The sequence below is a fragment of the Bradyrhizobium erythrophlei genome (assembly GCF_900129505.1).
Lineage (GTDB): Bacteria > Pseudomonadota > Alphaproteobacteria > Rhizobiales > Xanthobacteraceae > Bradyrhizobium > Bradyrhizobium erythrophlei_D.
In genome coordinates, this window is record NZ_LT670818.1 from 18,758 (window position 1) to 32,959 (window position 14,202).

10 protein-coding genes are annotated in these 14,202 nt (G+C 61.1%); 5 read left to right on the forward strand and 5 right to left on the reverse strand.

Annotated features, from left to right (window positions below; all coding sequences use genetic code 11):
- The 3 genes from B5525_RS00100 to B5525_RS00110 form a co-directional block, all read right to left on the reverse strand.
- Entirely contained in the window at nt 1-675 is a 675-nt protein-coding gene (locus tag B5525_RS00100; RefSeq protein ID WP_079563835.1) for a response regulator transcription factor, read from the reverse strand.
- Nucleotides 676-1,410: 735 nt separating this feature from the next.
- On the reverse strand, nt 1,411-1,956 hold the full coding sequence (locus tag B5525_RS43460; RefSeq protein WP_154072991.1) for a hypothetical protein: 546 nt from the start codon (nt 1,954-1,956) through the stop codon (nt 1,411-1,413).
- Between the two features lie 121 nt (nt 1,957-2,077).
- Nucleotides 2,078-2,287: a hypothetical protein gene (locus tag B5525_RS00110; protein WP_079563839.1), complete on the reverse strand. Its 210-nt coding sequence runs from the start codon at nt 2,285-2,287 to the stop codon at nt 2,078-2,080.
- A gap of 596 nt (nt 2,288-2,883) precedes the next feature.
- On the opposite strand from B5525_RS00110, the gene B5525_RS00115 reads away from it, so the two are divergent.
- From B5525_RS00115 to B5525_RS00125, 3 genes are all read left to right on the forward strand, one after another.
- Nucleotides 2,884-3,942: an efflux RND transporter periplasmic adaptor subunit gene (locus tag B5525_RS00115; protein WP_244567779.1), complete on the forward strand. Its 1,059-nt coding sequence runs from the start codon at nt 2,884-2,886 to the stop codon at nt 3,940-3,942.
- A 39-nt stretch (nt 3,943-3,981) separates the two neighbouring features.
- Nucleotides 3,982-7,236 carry an efflux RND transporter permease subunit gene (locus tag B5525_RS00120; RefSeq protein WP_079563841.1) on the forward strand — a complete coding sequence of 1,085 codons (3,255 nt, stop codon included), beginning with the start codon at nt 3,982-3,984 and terminating at the stop codon, nt 7,234-7,236.
- Nucleotides 7,237-7,319: 83 nt separating this feature from the next.
- A complete protein-coding gene (locus B5525_RS00125; protein WP_079572724.1) occupies nt 7,320-8,885 on the forward strand; it encodes an efflux transporter outer membrane subunit in 1,566 nt (521 codons plus the stop codon).
- Between the two features lie 205 nt (nt 8,886-9,090).
- On the opposite strand, the gene B5525_RS00130 is transcribed toward B5525_RS00125, so the two are convergent.
- Entirely contained in the window at nt 9,091-10,224 is a 1,134-nt protein-coding gene (locus B5525_RS00130) for an alpha/beta hydrolase (RefSeq protein WP_079563842.1), read from the reverse strand.
- Nucleotides 10,225-10,556: 332 nt separating this feature from the next.
- Between B5525_RS00130 and B5525_RS00135 the strand changes: the two genes are divergently transcribed.
- Nucleotides 10,557-11,189, forward strand: coding sequence for a TetR family transcriptional regulator C-terminal domain-containing protein (locus B5525_RS00135; protein WP_079563844.1), 633 nt, complete (start codon nt 10,557-10,559; stop codon nt 11,187-11,189).
- A 4-nt stretch (nt 11,190-11,193) separates the two neighbouring features.
- Here the strand turns inward: B5525_RS00135 and B5525_RS00140 are convergent, their stop codons facing one another.
- Complete coding sequence (locus B5525_RS00140) at nt 11,194-12,807, reverse strand: AMP-binding protein (RefSeq protein ID WP_079563846.1); 1,614 nt, start codon at nt 12,805-12,807, stop codon at nt 11,194-11,196.
- 192 nt (nt 12,808-12,999) lie between these two features.
- Here B5525_RS00140 and B5525_RS00145 point away from each other — a divergent pair, with 192 nt between their 5' ends.
- The gene (locus tag B5525_RS00145; RefSeq protein ID WP_244567780.1) at nt 13,000-14,199 is read left to right on the forward strand and encodes an ABC transporter substrate-binding protein; all 1,200 of its coding nucleotides are present in this window, start codon (nt 13,000-13,002) and stop codon (nt 14,197-14,199) included.
- Nucleotides 14,200-14,202 lie beyond the last annotated feature (3 nt).

The window sequence follows — 14,202 nt, forward strand, 5'->3', positions numbered from 1 at the left end:
CTACTTTTCCTCTGCGATGAGGTACCCAACGCCACGAATGGTATGAACCTGGACCTTCGCTCCCCGCTCCGATAGTTGCTTGCGCAGACGATGAACGTACACCTCGATCGCGTTCGACGCGACCTCTCCGTCATGCCCGAAGATGTGATCCTCGACTTGCTTCTTGGAAACCACGCGTCCCTTGCTGCGCATCAATAGTTCGAGCACCGCGGTCTCGCGGGCAGACAACACCTGGGGCTGGTCGTCGATGGACGCCTGCCGGTTTCGCGTATCGAATTCGAGATTGGCGATGCGGAGCGAACTGCCGAGCAGATGGCCGGGGCGCCGCAATTGAGCTTCCAGCCGCGCGATCAGTTCCTCCAGCGCGAATGGCTTCACCAGGTAATCATCGGCGCCGCTGCGCAGGCCGTGGACGCGGTCATTGAGCCCGCCGCGGGCGGTAATGACGATGACGGGAATTGGATTTTCCCGATGCCGTATCTCGCGCAACAACGTCAGGCCATCACCGTCCGGCAATCCCAGGTCGAGGATGAGGGCAGCGTAGAAGGTCGTTCGAAGAACCATGCTCGCTTCTTCAAAGGAAGACAGCACGTCGGCTTCGTAGCCCGCCGCTTGCAGGCCTTGGGTCAATAGCTTCGCAAGCTGCTCGTTGTCCTCGACGACCAATAGTCGCATATTTCGCCACCTAACAGTCTGGTCGCAGTTAGCCATGAGACGATTCAAGGCACTACGCAAGCATCGGTTAGGCGGTCGAAAATGACCTGTAAGGTTGGCGTAAGCAAGTGTGTTGGGAGAACGACAAAGAGCGGCGGCTGACGCGAATCCCCCAAGTCGAAAGGCTCGGGGCAAAAATCTACCGTGACGAGAAGCGCTCCGTCATCCCTTCGGGAGTCGTGCTGCTCTGGCTTCTAAGCTGCCGTAAATCGTCACAATATCGTCTATCTGTATCGACCTATTGTCTGCTCGAACAATTGCAGTGGCACGATCCTCATCGGGCAAGGATTCCATAACAAATCGCACAGCGCTTTCGACGCTCTCGAACTTTCGATCCCGGCCTCGAGATATTGTGGCATGGATCTCGGGCTCGAACATTTCAATTGAATACCAAAATACGGTTGCTGTCTCCGTCATGGGTCTGCTCTGAGGCACCGCGTTGCGCATCGCGGACGCTGTCCCACGGTCAAGCGTCGTGGTCGCCATTCATCGCCCGCAAAAAATATTTCAAGCGATTTAAGACCGGTTCCTTACGCGAACCTTACGAAGCGATCCTTCTATGCGTTCCAAGTTCCCTTATTGCGCATTTCATGGATAAGGCGTCGGGATTAGCGCGGTTCTGATGTGATTTGATCCAGGGCTCGATCAGCTCGGCGATACATGGGGCGTCATCGACCTCAACTCCGAGATATCGGCTCACTCAGTAGGCGCAAAGTTATCCCTAGGGTTGTGGACCGATATTGGAGGCATCGGCTCGCGTCCGCTTTGCCACCACTGGCCGTAGATCAAACAAATCGCATATTCGGTTAACTGACGGTCCAATCGCGGCCAGTCATGAGACGATTCAGGGCGCCGCGCGAGTGTCGGATGGTCCGCCGGGGTGCTCTGTAGGGTTGGTGTAAGCGAGCCAGCTTTGTCACCGAAGAAGGCCGGTGCTGATCTGCGGGCACGACTCGGGAAAAAATATATAAATAGTAGATAGGCGCTACCAAACGACGACGGCGCATAGCAGCGCCAGCGGCAGAATAGCGAGACCGAGATAGAACCAGGTACGGAATGCCTCTGGTCCTTGGGGAGAATGAATACGTGCACCGCGAGCCACAGACATACGGAAAGACCGAGGGCCATTCGAATGAGATCGCCGGGCGTCTCATAGGCCGACCAGAAGCTTTCGTTCTGCGGACTGGCGACACGCGCGGTCACCACAATCAGGATGCCTATAAACAGCGCGCGAAGAAACATGCCCGCCATCCGAACGCGGCGCGATGGCGGGGCCTTCTCTTGAGAAGATCTTTTTGCGTTCAACATGCGTTAGGGCTGCATTTGTCCTGTGTTTCGCCGGCTCAAGGCTATTTTGCCCCCGCTACTTTGATGCCTTGTCGATGACATGCGCAGTAACGGACACCATGGCTGCGATTGCAGCAACGTCGGCCCGTACCGATTGCATCTGCAGATCGGAGCCAAACGCCTCGAGAGTATCGGGAAAGCTCAGGTCGAAGGCAACGCGCAGAGCCAGCCCGCTCGCAGTGAATCCTGCAAAAACCGCAATCCACGAGGCCGCCTTCTTGCTCATGACATGCCCTGCCGCGCGTCGTTTCGCATGCACTCGATCGCGCATAACAGATGAGGCTTACGTCAGCCTTACATCGCGAAAGCCTTAGCTGCCGTCATCGGAAGCGCTGCATCGAAGCGAAAAAAATAAATGCGGCGCGCTTTTCGGTGGATCGCGATCAATTCAACATGCAGCTGCAAAGAACTTGATCATTTCCGGCAAATAACTTGATCACCCTGCATTTGAGCGCAGCATCGGATGTAGAGATCGACGGCATGCCCAATGTCGTTGGCTGTCATCGCGGGCCCGGCCGTCAGGACGCTTTGTAAGGTCTGCGTAAGTGAGGTGGTCTAGATCGGCGGAGAATGCCGAAGACAAATGCGGCCGCGCATCCGTCACCGTCGATGGATGTCCGCAGCCAACGCACCGGGAAGCTCGACGTGAGAATGGCAGGCGACTTTTCAAGGCAGTCCTTATGGAAGGTCACGCTTGCCGTGCTGTCGGTCATTTGCGCCGCGGCGTTTGCCGGAGACCGGTATTTTGCGGGTTCGGAGAGTGTCAAGGCGGCGACCAGGGACCGTACAATCACGTCTCAGGTTGGGCCGGACGGAGAACCTGTGCCACCATTTGTCGATCTGACGGAGAAACAAATCGGCGCCCTGAAGATTGCGCCGGCGGAGCAGCGTAGCTTCGAGACCTTGAAGACCGCCGTCGGCACGATCGACTTTAACGAAAACATGCTGGTGCAGGTGTTTTCGCAATATCCCGGCAAGATATTGCGGGCATGCTTCAATATGGGCGACGAGGTCAGACAGGGCGACATCCTGTTCACGATCGATAGCCCCGATCTGTTGCAGGCGGAATCGGCGCTTTTGGCTAGCGCCGGCGTTCTCGAACTCCAGACGCGCACACTGGCGCGCGCAACACAGCTCCTGAGAGCGGGAGGCAGCGCGCAGAAGGACGTCGACCAGGCCACCTCCGACCATCAGACCGCCGAAGGCAACTTCAAGGCGGCACAGAGCGCGGTGCGTATATTCGGCAAAACGGACACTGAAATCGAGCAAATCGTCGCGCAGCGAAAGGTCGACGCGACGCTGCTGGTGCCGTCGCCGATTTCGGGCAGGATCATCGCGCGTAACGCGGCTCCGGGATTTCTGACACAGCCTGGCAATGCGCCTGCGCCCTACTCGGTCGCTGATCTCTCCACGATGTGGATGATCGCCAACGTCATCGAGGCCGATGCGCCGGCCTACAGGCTCGGCCAGGAGGTCGAGGTCAAGGTGCCGGCCTATCCGGATACAATTTTCCACGGCCACGTCACGACGGTCGGATCGATGATCGATCCCAATAGTCATCGACAGCTGGTCCGCTCGGAGATCGCCGATCCGCAGCACCTGCTGAGGTCGGGCATGTTTGCAAGTTTCGTGATCCGGATGGGCGATCCGGCCCGTTCGCTCGCGGTGCCGGTCGAGGGTGTCGTCAGGGAAGGCGATGGCACGATGACGGTGTGGGTGACCGCCGACCGCCGCCGATTTGTCAAGCGAACCGTAAGGGTCGGCATTCAGCAGCAGAACGGCTGGAGTCAGATCCTGGAGGGTCTGGAACCCGGCGAATTGGTCGTCACCGATGGCGCGGTCTTTCTCAGCAACAAGCTTCTGCTGGGAGCCGACGGTTAAACCCCGTCGCGTACGAATTCGACGATCGCCGGGGGCCTCTTGATAAAGTCCGTACTCGAGTTCGGTCTGACGCGCAGCGCGATCATCGTGCTTGGCCTGGTCGTGTTTTGCGCGGCGGGGCTGATCGCGTTCTCGAAACTGAATATCGAGGCCTACCCGAACCCGGCGCCGGTCATTCTCGAAATCACCGCACAGGCGGCGGGCCTCTCCGCCGAGGAGATGGAGAAGTATTACACGATCCCGATGGAAGTCGGGCTCTATCCGACGCCGGGCGTGGTCAACATCCGCTCGACATCGTTTTATGGCCTGTCGTTCGTCAGGGTCACCTTCCGCTACGGCGTGGATTACTACTTCGCGCTTACCCAAGCGTCGATCAGTCTGCAGCAGAATGTCACTCTGCCGGGCAATCTGGTGCCGACGATCCAGCAATCGAGCCTGGTCGGAGAAATCTACCGTTACCAGCTCGTCGGCCCGCCGCATTTCGGTCTGACCAACCTGCGGACCTTGCAGGATTACGTCGTGACGCGCCGCCTTCTGACCATTCCCGGCGTGGTCCAGATCAACAGCTGGGGCGGTACCACCAAGCAGTTCAGCGTGGATGCGGATACCCAGAAGCTTGAGGCCTACAATATCACCGTCTCGCAGCTCATCACGGCGCTCGCCAATTCGAATATCAATGTCGGCGGCCGCGAGATCACGCTCGGCCAGCAATCGGTCAATATCCGCGGCATCGGACTGGTCGACAGCGGCGGCGCGGACGACGTCACCAGAGGGTACAGGGTCGAGGACATCGAGAACGTGGTCCTGACCCAATCGGGCGGGCTGCCGATTCAGATCAAGAACGTTGCCAAAGTTTCCGTCGGCTATGTTCCCCGGCTCGGCATCGCTGGCAGGGACATGGAAGACGATGTCGCCACCGCCATTGTGGTGATGGGACGGACCCAGCACACCAACGACATCATCTCGCTGGTCCAGGCCGAGGTCGCAAGGCTGAATACGGACGGCAGCCTCCCCCCCGGCGTCAAGGTCGTGCCCTACTACGATCGCAGCTCGCTGGTCGGCGTGACCACGCATACCGTGCTGCACAATCTGGTCTTCGGTTGCCTGCTGGTCTTCCTGATCCAGTGGATTTTCCTCGGCGATCTCAGAAGCGCCATCATCGTCGGCGCCAACATTCCGTTCGCGCTTTTCTTTGCCATCATCATCCTGGTGCTGCGGGGCGAAGACGCCAACCTGCTGTCGCTGGGCGCCGTCGATTTCGGCATCATCGTCGACTCCGCCGTCATCATGATGGAAAACATTTACCGGAATTTCCAGTCGACGCCCGAACATCGCCAATCGCTGCTCAGCCGCCTTGCGGAGGGATATTGGGGTCCCGATCCGACCTCGACGACGAACCACGATCCGCTGGGCCAGCGATGGAGCGAGCGCCTGCGCCTGATCTTCATCAGCGCGCTCCAGGTCGACAAGGCCGTGTTCTTCACGGCCGCCATCACCGTAACGGCGTTCGTGCCGCTGTTTACGATGCAGGGCGTCGAGGGCCAGATCTTCGGGCCGATGGCGCGAACCTATGGCTATGCGCTGGCCGGAGCCTTGCTGGCGACGTTCACCGTGACGCCGGTTCTTGCCGCGCTGGTGCTTCCCCGGGAAATCGAGGAGACCGAGACGCGCATCGTTCGGGCGTTGCGCGCGACCTATACCCCGGTGCTTCGCTGGGCGCTTTCCCGCACCAAGGTCGCGGTTCTCCTGGGTGTCGCATTCCTGGCCTTGAGCGTGGGCGCGGCGTCACGGCTTGGCAGCGAATTCCTCCCGGCGCTGGAAGAGGGCAACTTCTGGATCAGGGCATCGATGCCGCCGACGATCTCGCTCGACGCCGGCACCGCCGCGACAGCCAAAATGCGCCAGATCCTGTTGCGGCACCCCGAGGTCATCACCGTGGTGTCCCAGCACGGCCGCCCCGACAATGGCAGCGACGCCTCGCCGTTCTCCAATGTCGAGTTGTTCGCGCCGCTGAAACCGTTCGACGAATGGCCGGCCAACCTCACCAAGGACAAGCTCACCGAAGACCTGCAAAGGGAATTCGGCGAGGAGCTGCCGGGCATCGGGTTCAATTTCTCGCAATACATCCAGGACAATGTCGAAGAGGCATTGTCGGGCGTCAAGGGCGCCAACTCGGTCAAGATTGTCGGCCCGAACCTGGGGACACTGGAGTCGCTTGCAACCCAGGTGATGGCCGAGATGGCCAAGGTCCAGGGTGTGGCAGACCTCGGCATCTTCCGATTGCTCGGCCAACCGAATCTCAACATCAGGATCGACCGCGAAAAGGCGGCCCGATATGGCCTCAACACCGGTGACGTCAATACCGTGGTGCAGGCGGCCCTCGGCGGAACGATCGCGACCACCGTGCTCGAAGGTGATCGGCAGTTCAGCCTGGCGGTCCGGCTCGATCCAAAATTCCGCGACAGCATCGACGCGGTCCGTACCGTGAAAGTCGCCTATCAAACGCCTTCGGGCATCAATGCCTATATTCCCCTGAGCGAACTTGCCGACATCTCGCTGGATACGGGGGCTTCCTTTATCTACCGCGAACGCAGCCAGCGCTATATTCCGGTCAAATTCAGCGTCCGCGGCCGCGACCTCGGCAGCACCGTCGCCGAGGCGCAGCAGCGCGTGGCGAAGGCAGTGAAGCTGCCGAACGGGTACCGGATTATCTGGGCCGGCGAGTTCGAAGATTTGCAGAATGCCAAGGAGCGGCTGCTGATCGTGGTTCCGATCACGCTGCTGCTGATCCTGGTGCTGCTCTATGGCCTCTTCAACTCGCTGCGCGACAGCCTGTTGGCGGTCGCGGGCATTCCGTTTGCGATCGGCGGCGGCCTGATCGCGCTTTACCTCGCCGGACTTGATTTCAGCGTCTCGGCGGCGATCGGCTTCATCTCGCTGTTCGGCGTTGCCGTGATGGACGGGATTCTCAATATTACCTATTTCCGCGAGCTGCGCGCCACCGGCATGGACATCGGCGAGGCGGTGTTTCGCGGTGCCGAGCAGCGCATGCGCCCGATGCTGATGACGGCCCTGTCGGCCGGGGTCGGATTGTTTCCGGCCGCCATCTCTCACGGCATCGGCAGCCAGGTGCAACGCCCGCTGGCGACCGTGGTCGTCGGCGGCATGTTCATCGGACCGCTGCTGTTGCTGGTCGTCGCGCCGGCGCTACGAAAAATCTTCCTCAGCCGGGAACGCCAGCCTGCACCGGCGGCGGAGCCTCCCCTGGCCGCAGAACACGAGCGGGAAGCATGACGACGCTCGCGATGTTGGCCGTTGATCGCACCAAGCCTCGCCGGCAGATCGCGCATCCGGGGTCGCAAGGCCATTGGGGAGCGATGGGATTCCGCCGCGCCCGCCGCATGTCAGCATGGGCGATGCTGTTGGGCGTGGTCGCCGTGTCGATCTCGGGTTGCGCCGTCGGCCCGAACTTCACCCCGCCGGCGGCGCCCGACGTCACCGGCTACGTCCCGGGCAGGCTGAGCTCGCCGAACCCGGGACCGGGCGCACCCAAAGTTGCCGGACAGCACTTTGTCACCGGCGCCGACGTTTCGGCGCGCTGGTGGTCGGCGTTCCGATCCCAGCCGCTCGACGACCTCGTCAGGCAATCGGTCGACCATAACCCGAACCTGCAGGCGGCCGAGGCGGCGATCAGGGTCGCTCAATACAACGCCCAGGCCCAGCGCGGATTGTTCTTCCCCCAAGTCACCGGCAATTCGACATCCTCAAATCTGCTGCTTTCCAATGCCGGCAGCGTGTTCGGCGCCGATCTCGGTTCGGTCCCGCAGACCCGGTATTCGCTGGTGACCAATCAGCTGACTGTGTCATTCGTACCGGATATCTGGGGCGGCAATTTTCGCGCGGTGGAGAGTCTCGATGCGGTAGCGGAACAGCAACTGTTCCAGCTGGAGGCTGCCTACCTGGCACTGACGAGCAATGTCGCGACGGCCGCCATCCAGGAGGCATCGCTCCGCGGCCAGATCGCGGCCACCCAGCGCATCATCGGCATCGAACGCAACCTTCTCGATATATTAAAACGCCAGTTCAAGTTCGGCCAGGCGGCGCAAGCCGACGTGCTGGCGCAGGACGCCGCTCTTGCGGCGGCTGAGCAACTGCTTCCGCCGCTCGAGAAACAGCTCGCACAGCAGCGCAATCTGCTGACGGCGCTGGCCGGCCAATTATCCGCCGACGAGATCCTGCAGAAGTTCGACCTCGCCCATTTCAACTTGCCGGCGAACCTGCCCGTCAGCCTGCCCAGCAAGCTTGTCGAGCAGCGCCCTGATGTGAGGGCAGCGGAAGCCAACATGCACGCGGCAGGCGCCCAGGTTGGCGTTGCAATCGCTGCCCGGCTGCCGAATTTCGTGCTCTCGGCCAATGGGGGATCGAGCGGCTATAATTTCGCCCAGAGTTTTGCGCCAGGAACCGGGTTTTATACGCTGGCGGCGAGTGCAACCGCGCCGATCTTCGACGGCTTTACACTCTACAACAAGCAGAAGGCGGCCGAGGCCGCTCTCGGTCAGGCCGAAGCCCAGTATCGCGCCGTCGTCATCACCGGATTCCAGAACGTCGCCGACGCCTTGCGTGCCCTGCAATCGGACGCCCGCGCCGTGAAGGCAGCCCGACGCGCGGAGGATACCGCCAAGGCGAGCCTCGATATCGTTGAGAAGCAGTTGAATGCCGGTCAGGTCAATCAACTCGCGGTCCTCAATGCGCAGCAGACCTACCTGACCGCGGCGGTGATTCGCGTGCAAACGGAGGCCAATCGTCTTTCCGACACCGCCGCGCTGTTCATGGCGCTCGGCGGGGGTTGGCCGGCGGCCTGCACAACACCGGTCTGGCGGGAATGCGCGATGGGCGAAACCTCCGCCGAGCAGCCGGCGGATCGAGTTCAAACCGCAAGGTAATCGGGCCTTTGGCCAAGTGATCGACATAGCTCTTCGCGGCCCGGGACAGTCGCGCGGTCGTGCTTTTTCGATGTCACGAACTTGAATGGCGCCTAGCGCAATCGCGCTCATTTTGCTTCAGATCGTCAGCGTTCTTTCCCAACTGATCGAGCGGCGGCGCGGCGACGTGCTTTACTACGTTTCAGAGGATCGATGACGCATCGAGTTACCTGACCAGTCCGCTTACATTTTCGAGTCGAGCGCCCAGATCAGCCCCTCGGTCGGTCATTATCTGACCCGCGCTAAGGCGCTGCCGGATCATACCCATGACGGACGTCACATCGTCAAACGCCCGGTCATGAGCATCATCGCCGGCGGTTGCGAGGTGAGTCAGGTCGAAGACAAGTATCTTGTCGCGCTCGAGTTCGCTTCGATACGGCTCCTGCGTGGGATCGATACTACCAAGGCGGGGGACATCGTCCGCCAAGGTTCTGGACAACCCGAGCGCTGAATCGTCCTGTGACACAAAAAGAGCAATTCGGGGCCGTGCCGCTCCCATCCTTTGAATCTGGGCACGAAACACATCGACGTCCACGTCCGGGGCGACGAGCATGGCATTCCTGAGCTTATCGGCCTTGATCGATGCCGCGGTTTGTCCGCCGCGCATGGATCTTCCGCGTAACGCTTCAAGCGCAACCCAATTGCCCATCGAATGCGCCAGCAGGGTGACTTCGGTGATGGCCGGATAACTTGTCAACATCCCCAGCAAACTTTCGAGCGCATCGCGTGAGTAGTTCGCGCTTTCCCGATCGTAATTATAGCTGCGCAATCGCACCTCGCCGCGTGACGGCCATGTAAACAGCACGGGAATAACGGGAACCTTCGAGTCGTGAACGATCTGCGCAAATCGATAGACAGCATCGTCGAAGCGATTGTTGAAGCCATGGACGAACACCAGCACCTTGGTTCGTCCCGTCTGCTTGGCCATGGCAGCGATCGATGCGGCAAATGCTTGCTTGTCGATATACTCCGCCGAGACGGTCACGAAGTTTGTTCGCGGATCGCCCGGAAGGGTTGCGGGCCATTGGACCTCGCCGATCTTCCGGGCCGCGTCAGGTGGAATCGAAACCGTGATCGCCGCGTAGGATACTTCAGCGGCCCGCTCGCCACTGAACATCTCGCCGGGATCGGTTGTCGAACGCTGCCGGGTGGTCGCGACAAGAATTGGAACGCGAGAAGTCCCTTCGGCGGCTGCCGTCACCGGAACGAGAGCGCCCTGTGATAGGCGGCCGGCGCATGAGCCACAGGCCAGCGCCAAAGCGACCACCAGCGCATGCAAAGAACGTCCGTAGATACTCACAACAAGCCCTCGCGGGACAATCGACACAATAAATGACCGCCGCGATGGTCACCGCCAAGCCGACGCAAGCCGACCCACCAGGCCAGCCGAGCATTTTCCCCGGCAGTGGAAGATTCCCGGTCGCTCGGTTGGCGGTCTCATTTCGCCGCTTTGTTAGATAGTCCCCTGCCTTACTATAGGCCCCAACCCCTAGGGAGTCAGCGGCAAAAGCGCGCTCCGCAACGTCGCGCTCGAAATTCCCATCTCGCGGCAAATTAAATGGACATTCAACAAAAACATGATTAGGCATCGTTCGCCGGATTGCGCCACACCATTCGCAAGGAGGAGACGGCGTGCAAAAGGATGCGAAGCGGCGACGGGGGCGGCCGCTGGGATCCTCTGACCAGGAGGGCAAGCGACAGGAGTTCGTCGCGGCGGTCCGGAGATCGATTGCGGAGAACGGTTACAAGGACGTGACCGTGGCAACGATCTGCGCGGCAGGGGGCTTCTCGCGCGGCCTGATCGGTCATTATTTCCCGGGCAAGGATGCGTTGCTGCTGCATGCCGTGCGCGAGCTGGCGCAGGAATTCGAAAGCGCGACGCGGGCGGCTGTTGAAGGAGCCGGTCAGGATCCCTTTGACCGTCTGCATGCCGTCGTCGCCGCGAGTTTCCGGGAGCCGGTGTTCACGGAGGAAAGGGTTCTGGTCTGGGTTGCGCTCGCCAGCACGGCGCACTGGTCGCCGGAACTCGCCGAGGTCTATCGGAAGCTCTATCGGCCCTACCATCGCGGCCTGGCCCGCCTGATCAAGAAGGCGGGCGACGAGCGCGGCGTAAAGATCAATTCCGAGCGCCTCGCCGTCACGCTGACTCAACTCGTCGAAGGGTTGTGGTCCGGCTGGGCCGCCGATCCAAAAACCGTATCCGTCCGCGAGGCCGAAGCAGCATGTCACGATCTGCTGAATGCGTTTCTTGACGCACGGCCATGATCAGTCACTTGCGCCTCTTCATCGCGCGCAAGTCGATGGCTCCCGGCAAGAGTGTCGGGTCTTGCCCGGGCGCAAAGATCTGGGCTTTGCTGACCTTTTGCGTGGCCGTGAGCGGCATGGAATCGAGAAACAATATCCAGCCCGGCGCCTTGTAATAAGCGAGTTGTTCGTTGCAATAGTCGAAGACGCTTCTGGCCGACCTCGCATCCGCGGGGCAGTCGGGTGACGGCACGATGCAGGCGAGGATTTCCTCGCCGGTCTTTTCATCCGGAACCGGCAGGATGGCGATCTGTCCGACCGCGGGATGCGCACAAAGCACGGTCTCCACCTCCGTGGCGGCAATGTTTTCACCGGCGCGACGGATCATGTTCTTCTTGCGGTCGACGAAGTAGAGCATGCCGCTCTCGTCCTGGCGGACCACGTCGCCACTGTGCCACCAGCCGCCGCGCCAGCCGGCTTCGGTCGCGGCGTCGTCACCGAGATAGCCGGCAAAGAAGCCGCGACGGGGATCTTCCCCGGCTAGCCGGACAACCAGTTCGCCTTCGGTGTTACGGCTGGCTTCGCGGCCATCTTCGTCGAAAACCTTTGCCTCCAGCGGCATCATTGGACGACCGATGCCGCGGGCGCCGACGGGACGCGGCTTACGGTCGTTCGCCGTCCAGCGTCCCACCTCCGTCATGCCCCAGACTTCGACGTGCGGAAATCCAAATCGGGATTCGAATCTCGCATGAACGGCAGGCTCCATTCCGGCGCCGAAGCCGAACCTGACGCCATGGCCGCGCTCTTCCGGTGCTTCCTCCAGCGCGAGCAGCGCCTGCGGTACCACGCCGATATAGTGAACGATCGTCGCGCGGCTTGCGGTCACCTCGCTCCACCAGCGTTTCGCCGAGAAATGTTCAGGCCGGATCAGGCACCCCTGCGTCAACAGCATGGGCATGAACGCGACGACCCCTGCATGAACATGAAATACGGGCAACGGGTTGAAGAGGCGATCGCGTCCAGGCTCGACGGAGAAAATCCCGCCGCCCTTTGCGAGCGTGAGAATCCATTCGCCGGCGGAAAGCCAGTAATCGTTGGTCACCAGGCAGCCCTTGGGGCGGCCGGTCGTGCCGGAGGTGTAGAAAACCGCCGCCTCGGTGGCGCGGCCGAGCGGCCCCGCGATAGCCCTTTGGGATGCCGGCGGCAGGTTCTCCAAGACCTCGTCGACGTCGATAATTTCCGGCGCCTGCTCCAACTCGGCCGCAACAGCCTGAAGGCGCGCGACGTAATGGCTCAGCGCCACCACGAGAACAGCCCCGCAATGGCTCAGCTGGTACTTGAGTTCCGCATGCCGATGGTCCGGATTTACCGGCACGACGCTCACCCCGACCGCGTTGAGCGCAAGCAGGTGCACGAAATATTCGGGCCTGTTTTCAAGCAGCAAGGCCACGCGATGTCCAAGCCCGTATCCGGCCCGCTCATACCGCGCGGCGAGGTCCGCAACACGTCGCAGGACCTCTGCATAGGTCCACTCGAGACCGTCAGGCGCATAGGAACTACCTTTGGGGACACAGATAAGGGCGTTATCCGGCGCGACGGCCGCGCTCTCCTGCAGCGCCCCGAAAATGGTCTCGGCCATTGGCAGCTTTCTCCCTGGCGCTTCTTCATCTGCTGGAGCAGACCGCGCGGCGCGTCATCCTGCAACGCTGTTTGCCACAACCTAGTCCCCCAAAATTCCGGCCGCAACTATTTTTGTTGAACGTTCGACAAATTATGCCATAGTGCTGCACGCTCGGAAAGAAGCGAGACGAGAACAGACAGGGAGGTTGGCGTGTTGAAGTCGATAGCTGCGGCGGGTGCGGCCCTGCTCTTTCTTCCATTGGTCGCGCAGGCGGCTTCGGATACGCCTGTCAAAATCGGTGTCCTGGGGGATCAAAGCGGAGCCTATTCCGCGGCCGGTGGAAAAGGCAGCGTTGAAGCTGCCCGGCTCGCCGCGGAAGACGCTGGCCTCGTGCTCGGCAAGCCCGTCGAAATCGTCTCCGCCGACTTCCTGCTGAAGGTCGATGTCGGCGTGGCCATCGCCCGGAAATGGTACGACGAGGACGATGTCGATACGATCATCGACGTCCCCTTCTCGGGTCTTGCGCTGGCGATCGCGGACATGACCCGCACCAAAAAGAAACTGGCGCTGTTCAATGCCGCATCGAGTTCGGAACTCACCGGGGCCAAATGTTCGCCCTATGTCGCGCAATGGACCTATGACAGCTATTCGCTGGGGCGCGGACCGACCAGCGGACTGATCAGCCGCGGCGATAATTCATGGTTCTTTCTGACCAACGATACCGTGTTCGGCACGAGCCTCGAGAAGGAGGCCTCTGCCGCTGTCCAGGCCGCGGGTGGAACGGTCGTCGGTTCGGTTCGCACGCCGACGGCGTCGTCGGACTTCTCTTCGTACCTGCTGCAGGCGCAAGCTTCACAAGCCAAGGTCATCGGCCTTGTCGAAGCCGGCTCCGACCTCGGCACCGTCATCAAGCAGGGCGAGGAATTCGGCATTCAGGCAAGGGGCCAGCGTTTCGCCGCGCTGATGGCGACGATCGATGCAATTGACGGAATAGGCCTCAAGGCCGCGCAAGGGATTACCGTCGCCGAGGCCTTCTACTGGGACCAGAATGACGAAACCCGCGCGTTCGCGAAACGGTTCTTCGAGCGCATGCAACGCATGCCGACGCAGGTCCAGGCCAGCGCCTACAGCGTCGTCAATCACTATCTGAAAGCGATCAAGGCGGCCGGAACCAAGGACCCGGACGTCGTGATGGCCAAGATGCGTGAATTGCCGATCAACGACTTCATGTCCCACGACGCGAAGCTTCGCGCCGACGGCCGGGTCCTCAGGGATCAGTACCTTTTCGAAATCAAGTCGCCGGCGGAGTCCAAGGGACGCTGGGACTATTACAAGCAGATCGGCGTCATCCCTGCCGGAAAGGCAACCCGTCCGCTGGATGAAGGCGGCTGCCCCCTGGTCGGCAAATAGCAG

Excerpts from the sequence above, each read along its gene's own strand:
- B5525_RS00100 (WP_079563835.1), bottom strand. The coding sequence starts at position 675 with ATGCGACTATTGGTCGTCGAGGACAACGAGCAGCTTGCGAAGCTATTG.
- B5525_RS43460 (WP_154072991.1), bottom strand. The coding sequence starts at position 1,956 with ATGTTTCTTCGCGCGCTGTTTATAGGCATCCTGATTGTGGTGACCGCG.
- B5525_RS00110 (WP_079563839.1), bottom strand. The coding sequence starts at position 2,287 with ATGAGCAAGAAGGCGGCCTCGTGGATTGCGGTTTTTGCAGGATTCACT.
- B5525_RS00125 (WP_079572724.1), top strand. The coding sequence starts at position 7,320 with ATGGGATTCCGCCGCGCCCGCCGCATGTCAGCATGGGCGATGCTGTTG.
- B5525_RS00140 (WP_079563846.1), bottom strand. The coding sequence starts at position 12,807 with ATGGCCGAGACCATTTTCGGGGCGCTGCAGGAGAGCGCGGCCGTCGCG.